15 protein-coding genes are annotated in these 21,220 nt (G+C 62.4%); 7 read left to right on the plus strand and 8 right to left on the minus strand.

Annotated elements, in window-relative coordinates:
• Positions 1–121: 121 nt before the first annotated feature.
• Positions 122–967, plus strand: a complete 846-nt coding sequence (locus GNK13_RS05115; RefSeq protein ID WP_164101361.1) for an endonuclease/exonuclease/phosphatase family protein — start codon at positions 122–124, stop codon at positions 965–967.
• Here GNK13_RS05115 and GNK13_RS05120 read toward each other — a convergent pair.
• The 7 genes from GNK13_RS05120 to GNK13_RS05150 all read right to left on the minus strand — a co-directional run bounded on the left by GNK13_RS05120 (position 955) and on the right by GNK13_RS05150 (position 10,453).
• Positions 955–1,929, minus strand: a complete 975-nt coding sequence (locus GNK13_RS05120) for a Gfo/Idh/MocA family protein (protein WP_164101362.1) — start codon at positions 1,927–1,929, stop codon at positions 955–957. The genes GNK13_RS05115 and GNK13_RS05120 overlap by 13 nt on opposite strands.
• Before the next feature lie 4 nt (positions 1,930–1,933).
• Positions 1,934–3,367: a DUF1501 domain-containing protein gene (locus GNK13_RS05125; RefSeq protein ID WP_164101363.1), complete on the minus strand. Its 1,434-nt coding sequence runs from the start codon at positions 3,365–3,367 to the stop codon at positions 1,934–1,936.
• 5 nt (positions 3,368–3,372) lie between these two features.
• Positions 3,373–5,673, minus strand: a complete 2,301-nt coding sequence (locus GNK13_RS05130; RefSeq protein ID WP_164101364.1) for a PSD1 and planctomycete cytochrome C domain-containing protein — start codon at positions 5,671–5,673, stop codon at positions 3,373–3,375.
• 21 nt (positions 5,674–5,694) lie between these two features.
• Positions 5,695–7,104, minus strand: a complete 1,410-nt coding sequence (locus GNK13_RS05135) for a RidA family protein (protein ID WP_164101365.1) — start codon at positions 7,102–7,104, stop codon at positions 5,695–5,697.
• 183 nt (positions 7,105–7,287) lie between these two features.
• Entirely contained in the window at positions 7,288–9,072 is a 1,785-nt protein-coding gene (locus GNK13_RS05140; RefSeq protein ID WP_164101366.1) for a potassium/proton antiporter, read from the minus strand.
• 146 nt (positions 9,073–9,218) lie between these two features.
• The gene (locus tag GNK13_RS05145) at positions 9,219–9,794 is read right to left on the minus strand and encodes a tetratricopeptide repeat protein (protein WP_164101367.1); all 576 of its coding nucleotides are present in this window, start codon (positions 9,792–9,794) and stop codon (positions 9,219–9,221) included.
• A gap of 134 nt (positions 9,795–9,928) precedes the next feature.
• A complete protein-coding gene (locus GNK13_RS05150) occupies positions 9,929–10,453 on the minus strand; it encodes a hypothetical protein (protein WP_164101368.1) in 525 nt (174 codons plus the stop codon).
• 221 nt (positions 10,454–10,674) lie between these two features.
• Here GNK13_RS05150 and GNK13_RS05155 point away from each other — a divergent pair, with 221 nt between their 5' ends.
• The 5 genes from GNK13_RS05155 (at position 10,675) to GNK13_RS05175 (ending at position 17,554) form a co-directional block, all read left to right on the plus strand.
• The gene (locus GNK13_RS05155; RefSeq protein WP_164101369.1) at positions 10,675–11,025 is read left to right on the plus strand and encodes a hypothetical protein; all 351 of its coding nucleotides are present in this window, start codon (positions 10,675–10,677) and stop codon (positions 11,023–11,025) included.
• 302 nt (positions 11,026–11,327) lie between these two features.
• Positions 11,328–11,573, plus strand: coding sequence for a hypothetical protein (locus GNK13_RS05160; RefSeq protein WP_164101370.1), 246 nt, complete (start codon positions 11,328–11,330; stop codon positions 11,571–11,573).
• A gap of 33 nt (positions 11,574–11,606) precedes the next feature.
• Positions 11,607–13,901: a bifunctional SulP family inorganic anion transporter/carbonic anhydrase gene (locus GNK13_RS05165; protein WP_164101371.1), complete on the plus strand. Its 2,295-nt coding sequence runs from the start codon at positions 11,607–11,609 to the stop codon at positions 13,899–13,901.
• Between the two features lie 167 nt (positions 13,902–14,068).
• On the plus strand, positions 14,069–15,370 hold the full coding sequence (locus GNK13_RS05170; protein WP_164101372.1) for a Gfo/Idh/MocA family protein: 1,302 nt from the start codon (positions 14,069–14,071) through the stop codon (positions 15,368–15,370).
• A gap of 102 nt (positions 15,371–15,472) precedes the next feature.
• Positions 15,473–17,554 (plus strand): FAD-dependent oxidoreductase, encoded by a 2,082-nt coding sequence (locus GNK13_RS05175; RefSeq protein WP_164101373.1) that lies wholly within the window; start codon positions 15,473–15,475, stop codon positions 17,552–17,554.
• Here the strand turns inward: GNK13_RS05175 and GNK13_RS05180 are convergent, their stop codons facing one another.
• Positions 17,555–18,964 carry a hypothetical protein gene (locus GNK13_RS05180; RefSeq protein WP_164101374.1) on the minus strand — a complete coding sequence of 470 codons (1,410 nt, stop codon included), beginning with the start codon at positions 18,962–18,964 and terminating at the stop codon, positions 17,555–17,557.
• Between the two features lie 40 nt (positions 18,965–19,004).
• Between GNK13_RS05180 and GNK13_RS05185 the strand changes: the two genes are divergently transcribed.
• Complete coding sequence (locus GNK13_RS05185) at positions 19,005–21,044, plus strand: FG-GAP-like repeat-containing protein (RefSeq protein WP_164101375.1); 2,040 nt, start codon at positions 19,005–19,007, stop codon at positions 21,042–21,044.
• Positions 21,045–21,220: the final 176 nt, after the last annotated feature.

The raw sequence follows: 21,220 nt of genomic DNA on the forward strand, positions 1-21,220 counted from the left end.
CGGCTCCCGCCTTCGGTCGAATGGATATATTGAAAGGAACCCGTTGACGTGCGGCGAGCCCGTCGCCGGGCGTCTGTTAAAATTGTCACCGAACTTCATTCTTCAAGAGTACACCCCCACGATGAGTCGACGACCAGACCTCAGTTCGCCGTGCACCGGTCCATTTCGGTGGACTGCAGTGCTCGCCGCGACAGCCACGCTCCTGTTGGCCACGGCTCGCGCTCAGGAGCCGAGGAGTCGATTGCGGGTGCTCTGCTACAACATCCATTACGGCCAAGGGAACGATGGCGTCTACGACCTTGAGCGTCTGGCGAAGGTAATTGAAAAGGAATCTCCGGATCTCGTCGCGCTGCAAGAAGTGGACGTCGGTGTGAAACGCTCGGGACGCGTCCATGAAGCGCAGCGGTTGGCGGAGTTAACCGGGATGGCGGTGCGGTTTGGACCAACGCAACATTATGAGGGCGGACTATTTGGCAACGCGGTGCTGACCCGGCTGCCGATCCACGACGTCGTGATCCATCCGCTGCCGTATACCGAAAGTACCGCCGAGCGAGTCACTTATCCGCGTGGTGCAGTTGCGGTCACGGTGTCGCTCGCCGACGGTCAGAAGCTGCGTTTTATCAGTACGCATTTTCAGCACAACGTGGCCGAGGACCGGATCGCCGAAGCCCACGCCATCAATGAACTGTTCGCGACTGAGGGTGACGTGATGCCGACGATCCTTGCCGGCGACATGAATGCGGTCCCCGACTCGGAACCCATCCGAGTGCTACTCGAACGCTGGAGCAATGCGATCGATACACCCGCAGCTCCGACCGCCCCGTCGCGCGACCCGACATCGCGGATCGACTATATCTTTTATCGTCCGGCGTCGCAGTTCCGGCTCGTACGCGCCGAAGTGATCGATGAACCGATGGCTTCGGACCACCGCCCGGTGTTCGCGGAGTTCGAAGTTCAGGGTCGCTGAGCCCAGCACTCCGCGTCGGCGTAAGCGGCCTCGATTATCTGATTGGTCAATCGACCCTCCTCCCCGCTCACCGTGGGCTCGCGATCCTGGGTGATTGCCGAGACGAAATCTGCGATCAGCGGGGCGTTGAAATTGGCTGCCGGCGGATGCTGCTCGACCTTTCGCTCGGCGTCCGATTCGATGATCAATTCGGTGCCGTTCAGGGGGCGAGCGAGCAACCGGCCACGGCTGCCGGTGACGACGAACTCATCTGGATCGCTGCTGCCGCGAAAATGAGACTGCAGCGTTCCCACCACGCCGCTGGTGAATTGCATGAGCAGCACCGCGGTATCTTCGGAACCGTCTTCGGCAACGACTCGATCGCAGATGGCTTTCACCGATCGTGGCGGTCCAAAAAGCGTCGTGAAAATGTTAATGCGATGGCTGCCCACGTCCATCAGGGCACCGCCGCCGCCCTGCTCGAGGCGCCAGCGCCACCCGTCGCTGGCCGCATCGGTCGAGGTGACGGCTGAGACGGCCATCGGTTTTCCGATCGCTCCTTCGCGGATCAACTGCTGCATGCGGTGCACCAGCGGATAGAAGCGGCGATAGTAGGCGACGCTCAACTTCACTCCCGCCTCCTGACACGCCTCGATCATTTGATCGCATTCGGCAGCCGTCATCGCCATCGGCTTCTCGACCAACACATGCTTTCCGGCCCGCGCCGCAGCCAGCGTTTGCGGTAGATGCTCGCAGACGGGCGTGGCAATGTAGACCACGTCAATGTCGCGGTCGACGAGCAGCTCGAAAGCGTCTTCGTACGCCCTCTCGACAGCAAACGTGCGGCAGAAAGCGGCGAGTTCGCCTGGGTCGCGGCGACAGGCGGCAAGCAGGCGACTGCACGGTTCGGCAAGAATCGCTTGAGCGACCCGCTTGCGGGCCACATCACCGCAGCCGATCAAACCCCAGTTCAATGTGCTCATGGTGTTAGTTCAAAAGAGCCTTTAGCACCCGCGCTTCCTCGACACCGGTCAAGCGAAAATCGAGACCTTGGAACTTGTAGGTCAGCCGGTCGTGGTCGATGCCTAACTGGTGCAGCAAGGTGGCGTGTAAGTCGCGAACGTGGGCAACATCTTGAACCGCATTGTAGCCAAGCTCGTCGGTCGCTCCATAAGTGGTCCCGCCGCGGATTCCACCTCCGGCCAACCACATGCTAAAGCCTTTGATGTGGTGATCGCGCCCGGCGGTGCTGCCTTTGCCTTGGAACATCGGGGTGCGGCCGAATTCGCCTCCCCAGATGATGAGCGTATCGTCTAACATTCCGCGCTGTTTGAGATCGGTCAGCAGCGCCCAGGTCGGCTTATCGGTCAGCCCGCAGCACGTATCCATATAGCGGACCAGATCCCCGTGGTGATCCCAGCCACGATGGTAGAGCTGGATGAACCGCACGCCCTTCTCCGCCAGCCGTCGGGCCAAGAGACAATTCGAAGCAAAGCTGCCATCGCCCCCTTGGGTACCGTACATGTCCAGCACATGTTGAGGTTCATCCGAGAGGTCCATCAAGCCTGGGACGCTGGTCTGCATTCGGAAAGCCATCTCGTACGAAGCGATGCGAGTGGCGATCTCGGGATTGTCGACCACTTCATCGCGAACCCGGTTAAGCGCATGGACCGTATCGACCAACCGTCGTTGCCGCTCGGAAGTGATTCCCCGTGGATTGCGAACGTAGTGGACGGGATCGCCGGAGGCGTAGAACTCCATTCCCTGATAACGGCTGGGGAGAAAGCCGCTGTGCCATTGCCGCGACGAGATCGGTTGCGGATTGCGTCCCCCTTGGCTGGTCAGCACGACGAACCCGGGCAGATCCTGGCTTTCGCTGCCCAACCCGTAGGTCACCCACGATCCGATGCTGGGCCGTCCAGAGATGGAGGTCCCGGTGTTCATCAGCGTATGGGCGGGGTCGTGATTGATTTGATCGGTCGTCATCGAACGGACGATCGCAATGTCGTCGGCGAGCTTTGCGGTCCAAGGCAAGAAGTCGCTGATCTCCTGACCGCTCTGGCCGTAGCGCTGGAATTTGGTCTGTGGGCCGAGGCACTTTAGTTGCGCTCCCTGCAGCTGCGCGATCGGTTGCCCCTGCGTATAAGACTCGGGCATGGGCTGATCGTTCAACTCGGCTAGCTTCGGCTTATAGTCGAAGGTTTCCAGATGCGACGGACCGCCCGACATGTAGAGAAAGATGACTCGCTTGACCCGCGGCGGACGGTTCGGAAAACCGACGATTCCCGGCTGGTTCGGTGCCGCCGACGCCCCCCGGAGATCGGGGTGCAGCAGGTTTGCCAGGGCGATCGAGCCCAGCCCGGTCCCGGTGCGGCGGAGGAACGTGCGGCGCGCGATCTGGAGCGGATCGGTGATAGACATCGCGACTAGTTCCGGGTAACGAACTCGTTCAAATTGAAAATGGCACGCGCCACCGACGTCCAAGCGGCGAGTTCCACCGCGGCGAGCTCTTCAGCCGCCGGTGCCATCCCCGTTTGCAGTAGCTCGAATGCCGCTCGAGGATCGAGCTGGAATTCAGCCCGATCTTGTTCGTACAGCTTTCGCAACAGTTCCAACTCCCGCTCGTCGGCTTCGCGAGAGAGTGCCGTCCGCCATGCCCACCGCAACCGTGGGTCGGTTTCGGTTCCTCCTTCACGCACGATCCGCTCCGCGTATTGGCGGCTCGCTTCGAGGAACGTCGGATCGTTCAAGAGCACCAAGGCAGCCTGAGGCGTGTTGGAGACGGCTCGCTCAGCGGTACACTCTTCGCGGCTCGGAGCATCGAAGGCTTTGAGCATCGGATGCAGGAAGCTGCGTTGCCAGTGAACGTAAACGCCTCGCCGATACTGGTTCGCGTCTTCGTCCACGACGTAGCTGCGTTTGGGAAAGTTGAGTTGGCTGTAATAACCCTCGGGTTGGTACGGGCGGGCGCTCACTCCGTCGAGTTCCAAAGTCAACAATCCGCTGATCGCCAGTGCATTGTCGCGAATCAGCTCGGCGTCGAGCCGCGGCCGCCCCTGTCGCGCGAGCCACTGATTATGAGGATCCCGCTCGCGGAGTTCGGCGGATTCCAGCGACGATTGACGAAAGGTTGCCGATAAAACCATCAGCCGCAGGACGTGTTTCGTGTCCCAGCCACTGTCGACGAACTCGCAGGCCAACCAGTCGAGCAACTCCGGGTGTGTCGGTGGCTGACCTTGCGAACCAAAGTCTTCGAGGCTGGTTGCCAGTCCGCGTCCGAAACACAACTTCCACAGCCGGTTGACGAACACGCGGGCCGTCAGCGGGTGATCGGGCCGCGTGACCCAGCGGGCCAGGTCGAGCCGCGTCGCCCGCCCTTCGGTCTCGAGCGGAGCGAACATCATAGGAACGCCCGGCTCGACGATCTCACCTAATTCGTCCATCCAGTCGCCACGGTGGAGGACCCGAATCGGCCGCGCTGCGATCGCCTCGGTCACCATCGTCCGCCGCGGACCGGCGGGGGAGGGGACTTCGATTTCCGGCTCCCGCCGGGTGGGTGAGCGATCGCGGCCATCGAACGATTGCAGATCGTCGATGTCGGCAAAGAAGGCTGCCAACCGATAGAAGTCGCGCTGCGGGAGCGGATCGTACTTGTGGTCGTGGCATTCGGCGCAGGCGACCGTCATCCCCAACCACACCGAACCAAAGTTTCGCACTCGATCGGCGGAGTACTTAGCGAGATACTCCTTTTGTTGCACACCCCCTTCGTGCGAGGTTTGCAAGATTCGGTTGTATCCCGATGCGATCTTCTGCTCGAGCGTCGCTTCCGGAAGCAGATCACCCGCCAACTGCTCGGCGGTGAACCGGTCAAAGGGAAGGTTATTGTTGAAAGCCTGGATGACATAATCGCGGTACGGATCGATCACATGCTCTTGATCGCCGTGATAGCCAACGGTGTCGGCGAACCGCACCAGGTCGAACCAGTAGATCGCCATCCGCTCGCCGTAGCGGGGCGAGGCGAGCAACCGATCGACAAGCTCGGCACAGGCACGGTCCGGATTCTCGACATAAGCTGCCGAGAATTTCGCCACTTCGCGTTCGCTCGGCGGGAGGCCGACGAGCGTCTCCGAATATCGCCGCACCAATGTTCGCGGGTCGGCCTCGGAGGACTGCGGTAGCCCTTGTTGGTCAAGCCGAGCTGCGACGAATCGGTCGATGGGACCCGAGACGCGGTAGCCGTCAGGGATCGCCGGCAGAGCAGGACGGGTCGGCGTCGTAAAGGCCCAATGCTCCTGCCACTCGGCACCCTCCTCAATCCAACGGCGGATCAACGCCCGCTCGGCCGCCTCGAGCGACTTCCCCGAATCGGCCGGCGGCATCCGCATGTCTTCGTCGGCGTGATCGATCCTTGCCCACAGCTCACTCTGTTCGGGCTTGCCGGGCACGATCCATTGCACACCGCCAATCTCTGCAAACAGGCTCTCGGGGACATCGAGCCGCAGGTCGGCTGCCCGCTCTTCCGGATCCGGACCATGGCAAGCGAAGCAGTGGTCCGACAGAATCGGTCGCACGTCGCGGCTAAACTCGAGTCGCTGGGTTTCACTCGGCTCAGCCGCCGTGGCCGTCGATCCTGCGCCACTGATCGCAGCCGCGAAGGCTGCGACCAAGGCGAACGCGACTCCGCCTCGCGCAAACGAGTTCCTGCGTTTCGAGCTGCTCACTCGCATCGCGTCCCCTTTGGCTTTGTCTTAACGCTTCTCCGCAGGACCAACGCTCACGCCGATCATGTCCAGCGTATAGATTCCCTCTTCCGCACCGACGCCGCGAACGTGGATCAGCGATGCAGCCGGCGGGCGTTCTGCATTGTAGTAGTGCGGGCGGACCTCTCGCAGCGCAGGACTGACCGAGGGATCGCAGGCGTAGTAGGTAGCTTTGATCAGATGGTTGAAATCGCAGCCCGTTCGTTCGCACAGTTGCTTGAGCACTGCAAAGACCTGTTCCGCTTGCTGCTCTGCCGGAACCGACGGGTCGCCCGTGATCCCGGAGACGAACACCCAGCCCCGGTGGGCCGCTGAGCGGACGACCGCAGCGCGGCTGTAGACCGGCGAAGCAGTCATCCAGGGAGGCGTCAGGAAGCGGGCCGCTTCATCAGCTTGCGGTGCCGCAGCGTCCGTAGCGCGCGGCTTCGTTGCCATCGGCTTGGCGGCGATCATCTCGATCTCGGTCGGCCCCGGAATCGACGCCTGCCACTCGGTCAGAACGACCGGCGGAGCGGATTCACCTTGGTAGCTGTCGGCGATCGCTTTGAGGGCTTCGTCGGCTTCCTCCATGGGGTTGATGAATGCTTTGACCTGGACGACATGCTGGTTGGGATCGAGGCCAAAATGCTCGAGCGTGCGGTGCAGACCGGCCATCGTGTTGCGCACGCCTTCGGCCAACGACTGCCCTTTCTCGAGTTGGCCTGAGATGTAGTAGATTTCGCCCGGTGGCATCACCGAGACGTGCGAGAGCGAGTGCGGCGACGGCAGTCCGTCGGCTTTGAAGGTGGCGATCTGTTGGGTGTCGGTTCGGTGGGGCTTGGGCAGAGGAGCGACGGCCACGCCATCCATCGTGACCAGCACGTCCTGGCGGGGCTGAGCGGTGACGATCCAGGTTGCTGCCGGACGAGCCTCTCCGGAAAACGCCTTGGCGACTTGTTTGCGGGCCGCCTGCAAACTCGGGTAATCGGCCGCGTAGACGTTCAGCCGCACCATCCGCTGGGAACTGCTGCCGGCGGCCGCGAGCGCCCGCTCAAGATTGCCGAGGACCCGTTCGGCCTGTGCCGCGGCGTCGCCGGCGGCCACCACGGTGTCCGTGGCATCGACTGGAAGGATCAGCCCGGTGTGGGCCAGCGCCGCGGTCGGTGCGACCACCACCGCCGCCGAAGTTCCGGTGGCTGGATCGGCATCGAGGTAGCGGACCTCCCGTCCCTTCCCGGCCGCCCCGTTCTTCTCAGCCGCCCCGTTCTTTTCAGCCGCTTGGCAATCTCCGCCGGACGCTCCACCGAAGGAGATGACACCAACCGCTGCGCTGGCTCCCCCGAGGGTCGCCGCCCCGAGGAAGGCCGCGCGAACCAGACGCCGAACAATTTGGAAACCGCTGTTCCGTGGAATGGCCATCAATCGCTCTACCTTGTTGCGTGTTGCCGATACAATCGAAACCTTTGCTTTTTGAATACGATAACAGCCAGAGCAGGGGTGTTGGATCGACGGACAAGAGCGACCGACGAGTTCAGCGACAACGTCGTCGAGGTAGCGAGAGCGGTCGGAGAAATCCCCGCCTGTCCCAGTACCCCGCAGGACTCAAGACGCTTCAGGTTTGGGACCGCCGAGAGCGCTTTTGGTTTCCTCCCCTACCGGCTGCTCTTTCGGCAAGGGGAGAATCATCATGCCCACGTACTCGATCGAGCCGGTCGGGGTGAGCCCTCGGACGCGAAGCACGATCTGCTCGTAGCGGATGCTCGCCCCCACGCTCAGGCCTTTGCTACCGAGCTTGCTGCGGATCATCTGATCGAGCGTCGCCTCGGGATTCTCGCCGAGTCGGATGTCGTAAAACCGTTCCACGTCTCCTGCTTTGATCGTGCCTCGCAGAGGAAACTCGAGCGCCTCCGGCAGGCATTCCGCCTCGCGTTCCTGACGGGCGAAGACGCGGTCCACCAGGGGCCGAACCCCGGGCCGCAGGACCACGATCAGATGGTCCCCGATCTCGATCTGCGAACGACCTTGCGGCGGAATGATCTGATCCTGCCGCACGATCAGGGCCACGACGACCCCGTCGGGCAGTGCCAGATCTTTGAGCATTCGGCCCGCCGCCCGCGAATCCTCGTCGACGTAGTAATCGACGATGTCGCCTTCGACGTTCCGCAACGAGCTGATCTCGAGCGTCACCGGCGGCTCGGCTTTGGCCGGCGTCTCCAGCTTCAGATAGCGGGCAACCGCCGGCAACGTCCAGCCTTGAATCACTGCCGAGACGAGGACCACGAAGAAGACGACATCGAAGATCAGCGACGCGCTCTCGAGTCCCTGCATCAAGGGAAAAGTCGCCAAAGTGATCGGGACCGCACCTTTCAGCCCGACCCAGGAGATGAACAGCATCTCGCGAAAGCTGAACCGCAACGCGGAAATGGTCAAAAACACCGACAGCGGGCGAGCGACCAGGATCAACACCGCGGCGATTATCAGCCCTGGCCCAGCGACGTCCAGCAAGCGGCTCGGAAAACTGAGCATCCCGAGCACGATAAACATCAGGATCTGCCCCAGCCACGCGGCCGCGTCGTGGAACAGCAAGATGCCTCGATGGAAGACTGGCCGGCCGTTCCCGATCACGATCCCAGCCAGGTATACCGCGAGAAAGCCACTCCCGCCAATCGCGGCGGCGAAACCGTAAGCGAACAACCCAAACGCGGTGGCCAGGATCGGATAGAGCCCAGCCGCATCGAGCTGGATATTTTTAAGCACCCAAACCGCCAACCGGCCGACGACCAACCCGATCACGCCCCCGAGAACGATCTGGTTGAGGAACAGCGTGATCAAGGCGGGGCCGAGCGGGACCTCACCGCTCAGCACCTGGATCAACCCGACGGTCAAGAAGATCGCCATCGGATCGTTCGAGCCGCTCTCCACCTCCAGCGTGTCGGCGACGCGGCGGCGAATGTGCACGCCTCCGCTGCGGAGCACCGAAAAAACCGCCGCCGCATCGGTGGAACCGACGATCCCGCCCAGCAGCAGTCCCTGCAGATTCGTCAGCCCCAGAATCGCTGCCGCCGCCAAGCCGGTCACGACCGAGGTCAGCAACACGCCGGCCGTCGCCAAGATCCCCGCCGGCTTCCAAGCGGCGCGGATCGAACGGTAGGGCGTGCGGAGACCGCCGTCGAACAGAATCAGCCCCAGGGCAATCGTCCCGATCCCGTGGGCCAGGCTGTAATTCTCAAATTCAATCCCGCCGATCCCTTCGGATCCGGCCAGCATCCCCAGCGCCAGGAATAGCACCAGCACCGGAACGCCCAGACGGGCCGAAAATTTACTCGAGGCGATCCCCAGCAAAAGCAGAATGCCGGTGACCAGGAGGATCGTGTCGATGACGAACATGCGGGAACGGTCAGCGTTGAGGCATTAGCGCACAGCGCACAGCACACCGGCAGCCGGGGGGGCGGGCAGCCGAGCGGGCGGTGCGTCTCCAGAGTCGGCGACGGACCGCCCGCGTGGAAGGGGGGCACCCACGGAAGAGGCACCCGTCAGGACAATTTTTCTTCCACCGAACGCAAGTCTACCGGCTCGGGTGCATGGAAAAAGTGTCCGGGAACAAAGTCCAGCTCGACGCGACACTTCGGCGGTTCGACATGCGAGAGGTACCAGTCCCAGCGGCGCCAAAAGGAGAGACTCGCCTCCCATTTCCGGAGCGCTCCGCGGAGCTGCTGAATCCGTGGGTCGCGCGGAGCATTGATCTCCTTCAGGATCGCCAGACAACCCGCCGGACTTCCTTTGAGCAACAGCGCTGTGGCGAAGTTGATCTTGTAGAGCGTCGGGACTTCCGGACGCATCCATGTGCAGCCGGGCTTCATGACCATGGCATGGTACAGCGGCACCGCCTCTTGCAGGTTGCCCATCCGCATCAAACACACGCCGATCGCATTCAACGTCTCGGGCGAACGTCCCTGTGGCCGCAGCAACTGCAGAGCCGCGTGGTACTGGCCGCTCTCAGCCAGCTGCACGGCCCGGCGGAGCGAGGGCGAGAGGTTCGCCGGAGCGGCCGTGGCGGAGTCATTCAAACGCACCGCCGTGGCGGATTCCGTTAGTGGTTTCGTAGGCACGATCGATTCTCTCCATGCGCGCGCAGCTCCCCTCCGATATCTTGCCGCGGTGGCGGCAGGCAGCGAGAGCGAACGCACGCGGTTCTTTAAACTTGGTAAACGCAGACGGCTCGGGCGAAGAACGCCGGGCAGGCTTAAACCTGCAGCCGAATGTGTTGGGCTACCAAAGAACCCGAGAGAGACCGCGAGAGTCCTCGCGGCGTGCGGCCACCGACAGCCGAGAGTGGCACGGCGATGGCCTCAACGCCTTCGCCGCACCCCAGGAACAGCAAACCCAGAACTCGCTGGCCACTCAGCCGCCGGCCATCGCGATACCGCCACTCGCCAGCGTGCGGCGACCGCCAGTCGCTGCGGTCAGCCGCGGGCAGGGGAGCGCGGTCAGCCGCGAGCGTCGCCTCGCGCTTGGGAGACGCAAAAGCCGAGTCGCAATTGATGTCGAGCGATGATCGCCCCGGCAGCGAACTCGCGGTCGCTACGGTGAATGGAGTCGCCCGCGGCAACGCGAGCTCTGCGACCGCCGATCCGACGCTGACGAGCCCGCCGAAGCTGACGAGCCCGCCGACGCTGACGAGCCCGCCGACGCTGACGAGCCCGCCGAGCCCCAAGAGGGCGAGCGCCAAGAGGACGAGCACCAGGCGAGGCTGCCGAAGGAGGGACATGGGCTCAGGCCGAATTTTCAGGATCTACCGATCGAATCTATATCGGTCCGAAAGCCGAACTTCAAGGCCACCCGGCCTGCCGCGGCGCGACCCGCGGCCCCCCATAAAAGGGCTAGGAAATCTCTTGACGATGCCTCGCCGGTAGGTATATCGTGAGAAACTCTCAACGGATCGCTCCGGCGATTTTTGCTCGGTGTTCCCTCGCGGAAGTCCCCCCTCCCATGGCAGATTCGCACAGTCAGGCGTCGCAGCCCCGACGTGGAATCGTTGCTATTGTGCTGAGCATGCTGCAGATCGGTGTGCTCAGCGCGGGCCTCGTCGTGCCACTCCCCATGGTTTTCGCGAGCACCGGTGCTCAGGCGGCCTCGGAGGATCATCACGAAACGGGGATTTCGGTTTGCGAGCAGAAGCGGTCGCGGACGCGGGCCTTCGTGGTCGCGCGGTATCTCGTCGTGGTTCCTCCGCAGACCCACATCCTGCGGCAGCGGATCGCCGCGGATTCTCATTCTCGAGTGCGATGGCGCGACGGCCATCGCTATGACAACGGCTTGCTCGCCCCGCTGCGGTGTTAGCCCGCCCGCGTGCTGGCTGCGCTGATCGCAAACGCGTCGTCGCCTCCTTTGGCGGTGATGGGAGCTTGAGGGTCAGTCGACGCGGCTCGGCGACTTCGGCATCTCAGCACACTGCGGCAATTCCCGGTCGCCCTCGATCGGGCGCTTGACGCACGGCGGCTGTCGGTGTGGCGAGTCGCCGCGTAGCTGGACGCTCGGTCGACCGAAGCACTCCGCTCGCCTGAATTCCCGGGCGGATCGGAGCCAGTGCGCCGCGATCGTCTCACCTCGGCCTTCCGCTTGGTGTTGCCGCAGTTGCTTTGTTGCGATCGCTCCGCGAGTTGTTGCGATCGCTCCGCGAGTTGTTGCGATCGCTCCGCGAGTTGTTGCGATCGCTCCGCGAGTTGTTGCGATCGCTCCGCGAGCCGCTTCGGTTCAGCACCTCCCTGGCTGAGGACCGCGCCAAGTCCCCGACCGTATTCGGGCGGAGCTACCTGCGACTTACCCCGGAGACGCTGCGAAACCAGCGATGGTCCCTCGTCATCGACTCCGCTTTCCCTCAAAATTAAACTGCCTGCCCTCGAAGCTAGGATCTTCATTCGATGAAAGAATCTCAGGGAATCTCCCTCTCCACCCTGCCACGCGATTTGATCGCCGGTTTGGTGGTCTTTTTGGTCGCGTTGCCGCTCTGTTTGGGAGTCGCGCTCGCCTCCAATGCTCCATTATTTTCCGGGCTGATCGCCGGGATTGTCGGCGGAATCGTCGTCGGGATATTCAGCGGATCTCACACCAGCGTGAGCGGGCCAGCAGCCGGTTTGACCGCGATCGTCGCTGCTCAAATCGCCGCCCTCGGCAGCTTCGAGGCGTTTTTGCTGGCCGTCGTCATCGGCGGCGCGCTGCAGGTCGCGTTGGGGATCGCCAAAGCGGGAGCCCTCTCGGCTTTCTTCCCGTTGAGCGTGATTAAGGGTCTCTTGGCGGCGATCGGGGTGATCCTGATCCTCAAGCAGATCCCGCACGTGTTCGGGCACGACACCGATCCCGAAGGCGACTTGGCTTTTCAGCAGCCCGATCAGCACAACACGTTCTCGGAAATCTTCACCCTCTTTCAGGGCGAGATTCACCTTGGGGCGACGGTCATCGGTCTGCTCGGGATCGTACTCCTGGTGCTCTGGGACAAGTGGAAGCCGCTCAAGCGGTCCGGCGTTCCCGGCCCGCTCGTGGTGGTGCTCATCGGGGTTGCCATCCACCTGCTGTTCCAACGGCTCGGTGGTCCCTGGCTGATCGAAGCGAGCCATCTGGTTCAGGTGCCGGTCGCCGAGAGCCCCCGCGAATTTCTGGGCTTTTTTCAGCTGCCCGACTTCTCGCAGTTGACCAATCCCGCGGTTTACGTGGCTGGCGTGACGGTGGCCATCGTGGCGTCGCTCGAAACGCTGCTCAACCTCGAAGCGGTCGACAAACTCGATCCCAAGCAACGGCACTCGCCGCCCAGCCGCGAACTGCTCGCCCAGGGCGTGGGGAACATGACCGCCGGCTTGCTTGGCGGGATTCCGGTCACCTCGGTCATCATCCGCAGCTCGGTCAACGTGAACTCCGGGGCGCAGTCGAAGCTGTCGACGATCTTCCACGGAACGCTCTTGATCGGCTGCGTGATGTTCCTGCCGGTCTATCTCAATATGATTCCGCTCGCGGCCCTCGCTGCGATTCTGTTGGTTACTGGTTTTAAACTGGCGAGCCCCGCGCTATTCCGGCAAATGTGGGCCGGCGGGCGTTACCAGTTCTTGCCCTTCATTATCACCCTCTCGGCCATCGTCCTCACCGACTTGCTGATCGGGATCGTGATCGGCCTGGTCGTCAGCACGCTCTTCATTTTGAACAGCAATCTGCGGCGGCCGATTCGCCGGGTCGTCGAGACCCACGTTGGCGGCAACGTGCTGCACATCGAGTTGGCCAATCAGGTTAGCTTCCTCAACCGAGCAGCGCTCGACAAAGTCCTTCGCGACGCGCCGCGGGGAACGCACGTGCTGATCGATGCCACCGAAACCGACTATATCGATCCGGACATTATGAGTCTGATCGACGACTTCAAGAACCAGACCGCGCCGGCTCACGGCGTCGAAGTCAGCCTCCGCGGGTTCCGCGACAAGTACTCCGCAATCCAGGATGAGACGCGTTTCGCGGACTACACGACGCGGGAGCTGCAGGGGCAGGTGACCGCGAGGCAGGTCATCACGATGCTCGAAGAGGGCAACGAGCGGTTCCGCACCAACAAACGCCTCTCCCGTGACTTCAACCGACAGCTCAGCGGCGCCGCCCAGGGACAGCATCCGCTGGCGGTCGTGCTCAGCTGTATCGATTCGCGAGCTCCGGCCGAACTCGTCTTCGACTTGGGGCTGGGAGATATCTTCAGCGTCCGCGTCGCCGGCAACGTGACCAGCGATAAGGTGCTCGGCAGCATGGAGTATGGGACCGCGGTCGCTGGAGCCAAGTTGATCGTCGTGATGGGGCACACCCGCTGCGGTGCGGTCACCGCTTCGATCGACCTGGCATGCGCCAAGCAAGACGCTTGTCAGGCCACCGGATGTCATAACCTGGACTCGATCGTCCAGGAGATTCAGATGGTGACCGATCCTTCGCAGCTGCGCTCGGTGCCCACGCTTTCGGCCGAGGAGAAACTGCGCTTCGTCGATGGCGTCGCCCGAGACAACGTCCTCCACACGGTCCGCCGGATTATCGAGCTGAGCCCGACGATCGAAGGCCTGGTGGCCGAGGGACGGGTGGCGATCGTCGGCGCGCTGTACGACGTCGCCAGCGGCCACATCGACTTTATGATCGATGAGGCTCTGGGGCTCGAGAAGACCGATCGCAAGGCGGCGCTGGCGGCGAGCAACGCCAACTAGCCGACGCCACGCTCCGCAAGTCGACCCGGCAGCAAGGTGGGGGAAGCTCGCCTTGCTGCCGCTTTGCAGCTACGATTGGCACCCAGCGAATCGTCCGCCCCGGTCCGTCCGGTCCCGTCCCGCCCGGTCCGTCCGGTCCCCACCTCCACAGCCCCGGAGCTTCCGCCATGCCTTCAGGTCGCCCCTCGGATCATTCCCAAGACGCAGCCTCCCTCTCCCGCCGAGAAGCGCTTCGCCGCGTGGGCGCGGCTGCCGGAACCGCGGCCGCCGTTGGGCTGTGGCCTGCTGCCGCGAAGGCTGCGGAGAAACCAGCTGCCGGAGCGGCACCAGAAGGATCCGATAAGAAAATTCGCGTCGGCATCGTGGGAGGACGGTTTGGGGCCACATTCCAATGGCACGAGCACCCCAACTGCATCGTCCAGGCGGTCAGCGACCTCCGCCCCGAGCGCCGCAAGCGGCTGATGCAGGTTTATAACTGCGAACGCTCTTACGAGTCGCTCGAGAAAATGATCCTCGACGACTCGATCGATGCGATCGCTATCTACACCGAAGCACCGAATCACGTTCCTCACACTCTGAAAGTGCTGAACGCGGGTAAGCACGTTCTGTGCGCGGTCCCCGCTGCAATGGACCTCGAGGAGTGCCAGACGCTGATCGATGCGGTGAATGCCAGCGGACTGAGCTACATGATGGCTGAGACCAGCTACTGGCAGCAGTCGACCATCTCGGCCCGCAAGTTCTACCAAGAGGGACTCTACGGCAATCTGTACAACGTCTATTCCGCATACCGCCATGCAGGCCTCGAGACGCTCGCCTTCGAAAACGGGAAACGGACCTGGCGTCACGGTTTCCCGCCGATGCATTATCCCACCCACTGCACCGCGCACCTGATCGGTGTGACCGGCGATCGGTTGACCGAAGTCACCTGCATCGGCTGGGGCGACAACGATCCGATGCTTCAGGACAACGCCTACGACAATCCCTTCTGGACCGAGACCGCGCTGTTCAAAACCGCCGCGGGACGGTCGTGCAACATCGAACTCTGGTGGGGCGGCGCCCACCGCGGATGCGAACGCGCTGAATGGTACGGCGACAAGATGAGCTTCTTGTCGGCCGACGCCTATGGCCGCGGCCCCGTGCTTGTCCATGCAGGCGACCAAAAAGAACTCGACGACGGAGGCTTCAGCCGCTCCGCACCGCGGGTCGAACCGTACGACCAGCCGCACTGGTGGGACACCCCCATGTTGCCAGAGCCGCTGCGTCACGACAGCGGACACCATGGCTCCCACACCTTTATCGTTCATGAATTCATCGAGTCGCTGATCCAGCGGCGTCGCCCGGCGATCGACGTCTATGAATCGGTCGCCTACACGGCCCCCGGGATCATCGCCCACCAGTCGGCGCTCCAAGGGGGCAAGAACCTCCCGATCCCCGATTTCGGAAGAGCCGAGACGGCCGCCGCGAGTTAGTAGGTGGTTATGCCGATTCATCGCGCAACAGTGCAATAAATCAGCCGCCACGCGCTAGCGTCCGGTTCTCACCGCTCCCACGCTCCCATCCGCAAGCGATCTATGTTCCCAAAGCTAATCTTAAGCCTCACCCTGTTCCTTGCCTGCTCTCCGCTCGTGCGGGCCGAGGAGCCCACGTTTGACATCGTCATCTACGGCGGTACGTCCAGCGGCGTGACGGCGGCGGTGCAAGCCGATCGGATGGGCAAGACGGTCGTGCTGATCGAGCCGACCCAATTCGTCGGAGGGCTCACGACCGGCGGCCTCGGGGCCACCGATATCGGGAACAAGCGAGCGATTGGGGGACTCTCCCGCGAGTTTTATCAGCGCGTCTTTCAGTACTACACCGACCCGGCAGTGTGGGACCACGAGGCTCGCGACGAGTACTTTGCTCGGGAGATCCGCGGCAATTCGAGCAACAGCGACTCGATGTGGACGTTTGAGCCTCACGTGGCGAGCAAAATCTACCAAGACATGCTCGATGAAACCGACGTCGTCGTCGTCTTGGGCGAACGCCTCGATCTGGAGCAAGGCGTCGTCAAAGACGGTACTCGAATCGTCAAGATCGTGATGGAAAGCGGCCGCGAGTTTCCCGGTCGAATGTTCATCGATGCGACCTACGAAGGGGACCTGATGGCCAAGGCGGGTGTCACTTACCACGTCGGCCGAGAATCCAATTCCGAATACGGCGAAACGCTCAATGGTGTGCAAACCGGCCGAGCGATCTATCACCAGTTCACCAAGAACGTCGACCCCTACATCGTTCCAGGTGATCCTTCGAGCGGAGTCCTGCCGGGGATCAATACCGAAGGCCCCGGCGAGGAATTTTCGGGCGACAAAAAAGTCCAGGCCTACAACTTCCGGATGTGCACGACGGACGTGCCGGAGATCCGTCGCGAGTGGCCCAAGCCTGATAACTACGATCCTCAGTGGTACGAGTTGCTGCTGCGGAATTTCGAAGCGGGCGACGAGCGGATCCCTTGGGCTCCCAAATGGATGCCCAACCGCAAGACAGATACGAACAACAATTTCGCGATCAGCACTGACTTCATTGGCCAGAACTGGGATTACCCGGAAGCGGACTACGCCACCCGCGAAAAAATCTGGCAGGCGCACGAGGACTGGCAAAAGGGGCTGATGTGGACCCTGGCCAACTCGCCACGCGTCCCCGAGAAAGTTCGCGAGCACTTCCATCGGCTGGGATTGGCCAAAGACGAGTTTCTCGACAACGACAATTGGCCGCGCCAGTTGTACATCCGCGAGTCACGTCGGATGGTCAGCGACTATGTGATGACCGAACAGAATTGCCTGCGGCAAGAAATCGTCGAGGACAGCGTTGGGATGGGAGCCTACAACATGGACTCGCATCACGTGCAGCGGTACATCACCCCCGAGGGGTTTGTCCGCAACGAGGGCGACGTGCAGGTTCGCTCCCGCCCGTATCCGGTCAGCTACCGTTCGATTCGGCCCAAAGCCGACCAGTGCAGCAATTTGCTGGTGCCGGTCTGCCTGAGTGCCTCGCACATTTCGTACGGCAGCATTCGCATGGAGCCGGTCTTTATGGTGATGGGCCAAAGCGCCGCGACGGCCGCCGCGCATGCGATCGACGAAGGGGTCGCGGTTCAGGAAATCTCCTACGAGAAACTCAAGCAGCGATTGCTCGAGGACAATCAGGTCCTGGACTTCGAGAGCCCGCCGATTCCCGAACGCGTGGTGCTGAGCAAAGCCCAGCTTGGCGGGATCGTCGTGGATGATATGGAAGCGGAGCTCGAAGGTTTTGATTCGATGGGCACGACTGTCTCACCCTTCGTCCAAGCGGGCTACCGCCACGATCGAGACACCGGCAAAGGGGAGCAGAAAGCCCGTTTTCAGCCGCGCATCCCGCGCGCTGGAAAATACAGGGTTTCGATTGCTTACACGGCCAATCCGAACCGGGCGACGAACGTTCCGGTCCGCGTCCATCATGCGGACGGGACGACGGAAATCACTGTGAACCAGCGGAAGGCCGCTCCGGAGAAAGACCTGCTGTTGCCGATCGGCGAGTTCACCTTCGCTGCCGGCAGCGAAGGGTTCGTCGAAATCTCCAATCAGGGGACCAACGGCCACGTGATCATCGACGCCGTGCAGTGGCTGCCGGTCGAATAATCACGGGCTGAGGCTTTTGAGATCCGCTCGCTTATCTTCGTACGTCACGTCGTAAGCGAGCGCCGCGGGGTCGGGCGTGACTCCCCACCGCTGGCAGGCGGCCCGGTACAGTTCGGGCCACCAATTGCGGTGCTCGGTCAGCCCCTGCTCTTTGTAGTCCCGCCAGTGGCTGAGGACCTTGCTCCAACAGCGATCGCCATATTCAAGTGCTTCATTCAGCGAGCCGAATTGGGGGACATACCAGCGGCGGCCGATCTGGGAGTGGAGGACTTCATCGGCCCAGTCAAAGTCTTGAAACAGTCCCGACAGCGGGTCGTTACTGGCGAGCGCCACTTCCCATTCGTAGCGTTTGCCCGTCTTCGGCATCAGCCCCTGCTCGATAAAAAACAGCACACCATGCCGTTCTTGGGGTGTGAGCTGCGTATTGAGGTTCAACGACCACGTGAAGTTGATGGGAACCTCTCGCCAGTCGATGTTCAGATGGGCGAATCCGACTTCGCCCATCATCGCGTGCCGCGCTTCGTCCCACAGCTGACGCGTCATTTCGCCGTGAAACTCCCACGGCTGGTCCGGCATCTCGTGGAGAATGCTGGCCATCATCTCGGGGACGTCCAACTCACGAAGCCGCTTGTAGAACATCATCAGCGTCTTGTCGCGATCCGAAAATCGTTCGTCGTACAAGAACGCTTCGGGATTCACCCCCGCGTTGTAAGGGTCTTTAAACCGCTCGTCTCGGCGCGGAGTGCGGTCGTACTCGTATGGTTTGGCGGAATAGTGAGGGGCCGGCAGCTCCGCATCGGATCGCTCTGCCGGATCAAGGTTTGCGAACCGGAGGCAGTCGTCGAGCGTCGCAAGCCACTCGGACATCTCCTCACGCTGTTCGGCGTCGACCAGGCATTCGATCGCCTGGCGACCAAACGCTTCGACATCCGCCAGCTCGAACTTTGCGAGCCGGGCGATGCGCGCCGTCGGCGCATCGGCCAGCGGGTGCGCGTCGCGGATCAGGGCGTCGCAATCGGCCAGTAGAGCCGGAAGGGCTTTTCCATAGAGGGCGGCGACGAGCTCGGTCGTCTCGGGGGCTGCCAGAATTTCGTCGAAAAACCGCTTCAGCGCTTGGTCGGGGACGACTTCGAGGCCGAGTGGCGGTTGCCGCATCTCGCTGACCCGCTGGCGAATCGCCCCCACCTGCTCGGAGCACAGATAGGCGTGGTAGCTGAACGCGGTTTTCAGCTCGTAGATCGGCTCGGCCGTCAGCCGAGCGGTGAAAATTTGATGCAAGCGGCGAAGCATGTAGTGCAGACGCTTCAGGCGAGTTACGCTCTCCTCCACACTCCACTGGCTCCGCTGGGCTTCCTCCATCGAAGCGAGCCCGGCGAGCGGTGGCAAACCACGGTACGTTGTGTAGGTCATCTTGAAATCGCCCTGATCCGAAAGTTGCGGAGTACGGTCCATGAAATATTTAGTCGTCTTACTATCGCTCGTGGCGTCGCCATACATCGCGGTGGTTAGCGCCCAGGCCGAGGACCTGAAACCGCTGCGATACAACCACCCGGGCTTAGAAGTTGATCTTGGCGTCGGTCTTTGGGCGTGGCCGGTTCCTTGCGACGCCGACGGAGATGGGGATTTTGATCTGATCGTCTCCTGCCCCGATAAGCCCTCCAACGGGATATGGCTTTTTGAAAACGCTGCGGGCGACACCGCTCAAAACAAATTTCCTGTCTTCAAAGCTGCTCGACGGCTCAGCAGCACGGTGCATTATGTCATGCCGAGCTACGTCGATGGAGGGCTCCGCGTGCTGACGCCGGGACGCGAACACCAGGACTTCACCCGCGTCGGACTGGAGCGTCCGATCTCCTTGCCCGTCGCCGCGAATTTCTACAAGCCGCAGGGCAAGCAGACCAAAGGCCCCAAGGTCCGGCACAACCAGTGGCGGTACACCGATTACGACGGCGACGGAGCTCTCGACCTCGTGGTCGGCATCGAGGACTGGAGCGATTACGGCTGGGATGACGCCTGGAATGAGCGCGGCGAGTGGACCAATGGACCGCTGCACGGCTTCGTGTACCTGTTTCGCAATACCGGCACGACCGCCGAACCGGTTTACGCCGATCCGCAAAAGCTGACCGCCGCGGGGCGTCCGATCGATGTCTACGGTTGCCCCTCCCCCAATTTTGAAGACTTTGATGGCGACGGTGACCTCGATCTGTTGTGCGGGGAGTTTGTCGACGGCTTTACCTACTTCGAAAATACCGGCACCCGCACCGAACCGCAGTACGCTGCCGGCCGCCGCCTGCGATCGCCCGACGGCAGTCTGCTGACCATGGACCTGCAGATGATCGTTCCGATCGTTTTTGACTGGGACCGTGATGGCGACTTTGATTTGGTGGTGGGCGATGAGGACGGTCGCGTGGCGCTGGTGGAGAACACGGGCCGACTGGGAGACGATCGCGTGCCGCAGTTCCTACCGCCGCGATACTTCCAGCAGGAAGCTGACCAACTCAAGTGCGGAGCGCTCGCCACGCCCGTGGGCTTCGACTGGGACGGCGACGATGACATCGACATCCTCTCGGGCAACACGGCCGGGTATATCGAATTCTTTGAAAACCTCAGCGGGCCCCGAGTCGAAGAGCCGAAATGGGCCGCGCCGGTGCGTCTCGAGGCCGGTGGCGAAACCTTCCGCATCATGGCCGGCCCGAACGGCAGCATCCAAGGACCCGCCGAAGCCAAATGGGGCTATACCACGCTGAGCGTTGCGGATTGGGATCACGACGGGCTACCCGACATCGTGGTCAATGGGATCTGGGGAAAAGTGCGGTGGCTGAAAAATGTCGGCAGCCGGACCGAGCCGAAACTCGCGGCGCCGCAAGCGATCGAAGTCCAGTGGCCTGAAGAGCCTCCCAAGCCGCGGTGGACGTGGTGGTCGCCGAGCGGAGGAGAGTTGGTGACGCAGTGGCGGACGACCCCGGTGGCGATCGACTGGAACCGCGACGAGCTGGTCGACCTCGTGATGCTCGATCACGAAGGCTACCTGGCCTTCTATGAGCGGGCGAAGCGCGGCGAGGAGATCGTTCTCTTGCCACCGCAGCGAGTCTTCTACGGCACGAACCTCTCGGGCACCAACAGCCAGCACAAAATCGTCGATGCGACACCCGGGCTGCTGCGACTGAACACAGGGACCGCCGGCGGGAGCGGGCGGCGGAAGCTGCACATCGTCGACTGGGATGGTGACGGCAACCGCGACCTGCTGGTCAACTCGATCAACGCGAATCTCCTGCAGCAGACGGCGCCCGAATCAGCCTCGCAATCCGCCTCGAACGAAGCGGCCGATCAGCCGGTCTGGCACTTCACCGATCGCGGACCGCTACTGCGGCAGAGCATTCAGGGGCATACGACCAGCCCGGCGACCGTCGATTTCAACGGCGACCAAATCCCCGATTTTCTAGGCGGCGCCGAGGACGGCCGCTTCTACTACCGCCAGCAAACCCGCTGAGCCGCGGCTCTGGTCGAGAACCGGTTCGACTTACCACTGGCCTCCGCCCGGGAGGGTCGGGCAATATTTTAGCCCGCTCTCCCTAACTGGACAGCGCCACTTTCTTACGCTGAATTGCCATAAAGTCAGCAGTGCCCAGCAGTTGGCTACCAAGTCGTTTAACGGCAAGCCGAAGG

The organism is Candidatus Laterigemmans baculatus (assembly GCF_010367455.1).
Classification (GTDB): Bacteria; Planctomycetota; Planctomycetia; order Pirellulales; family Pirellulaceae; genus Laterigemmans; species Laterigemmans baculatus.

What these genes read in the sequence shown, in the direction of transcription:
- GNK13_RS05115 (WP_164101361.1), top strand. Translation starts at nt 122, where the DNA reads ATGAGTCGACGACCAGACCTCAGTTCGCCGTGCACCGGTCCATTTCGG.
- GNK13_RS05120 (WP_164101362.1), bottom strand. Translation starts at nt 1,929, where the DNA reads ATGAGCACATTGAACTGGGGTTTGATCGGCTGCGGTGATGTGGCCCGC.
- GNK13_RS05125 (WP_164101363.1), bottom strand. Translation starts at nt 3,367, where the DNA reads ATGTCTATCACCGATCCGCTCCAGATCGCGCGCCGCACGTTCCTCCGC.
- GNK13_RS05130 (WP_164101364.1), bottom strand. Translation starts at nt 5,673, where the DNA reads ATGCGAGTGAGCAGCTCGAAACGCAGGAACTCGTTTGCGCGAGGCGGA.
- GNK13_RS05135 (WP_164101365.1), bottom strand. Translation starts at nt 7,104, where the DNA reads ATGGCCATTCCACGGAACAGCGGTTTCCAAATTGTTCGGCGTCTGGTT.
- GNK13_RS05140 (WP_164101366.1), bottom strand. Translation starts at nt 9,072, where the DNA reads ATGTTCGTCATCGACACGATCCTCCTGGTCACCGGCATTCTGCTTTTG.
- GNK13_RS05150 (WP_164101368.1), bottom strand. Translation starts at nt 10,453, where the DNA reads ATGTCCCTCCTTCGGCAGCCTCGCCTGGTGCTCGTCCTCTTGGCGCTC.
- GNK13_RS05155 (WP_164101369.1), top strand. Translation starts at nt 10,675, where the DNA reads ATGGCAGATTCGCACAGTCAGGCGTCGCAGCCCCGACGTGGAATCGTT.
- GNK13_RS05165 (WP_164101371.1), top strand. Translation starts at nt 11,607, where the DNA reads ATGAAAGAATCTCAGGGAATCTCCCTCTCCACCCTGCCACGCGATTTG.
- GNK13_RS05170 (WP_164101372.1), top strand. Translation starts at nt 14,069, where the DNA reads ATGCCTTCAGGTCGCCCCTCGGATCATTCCCAAGACGCAGCCTCCCTC.
- GNK13_RS05175 (WP_164101373.1), top strand. Translation starts at nt 15,473, where the DNA reads ATGTTCCCAAAGCTAATCTTAAGCCTCACCCTGTTCCTTGCCTGCTCT.
- GNK13_RS05180 (WP_164101374.1), bottom strand. Translation starts at nt 18,964, where the DNA reads ATGACCTACACAACGTACCGTGGTTTGCCACCGCTCGCCGGGCTCGCT.
- GNK13_RS05185 (WP_164101375.1), top strand. Translation starts at nt 19,005, where the DNA reads ATGAAATATTTAGTCGTCTTACTATCGCTCGTGGCGTCGCCATACATC.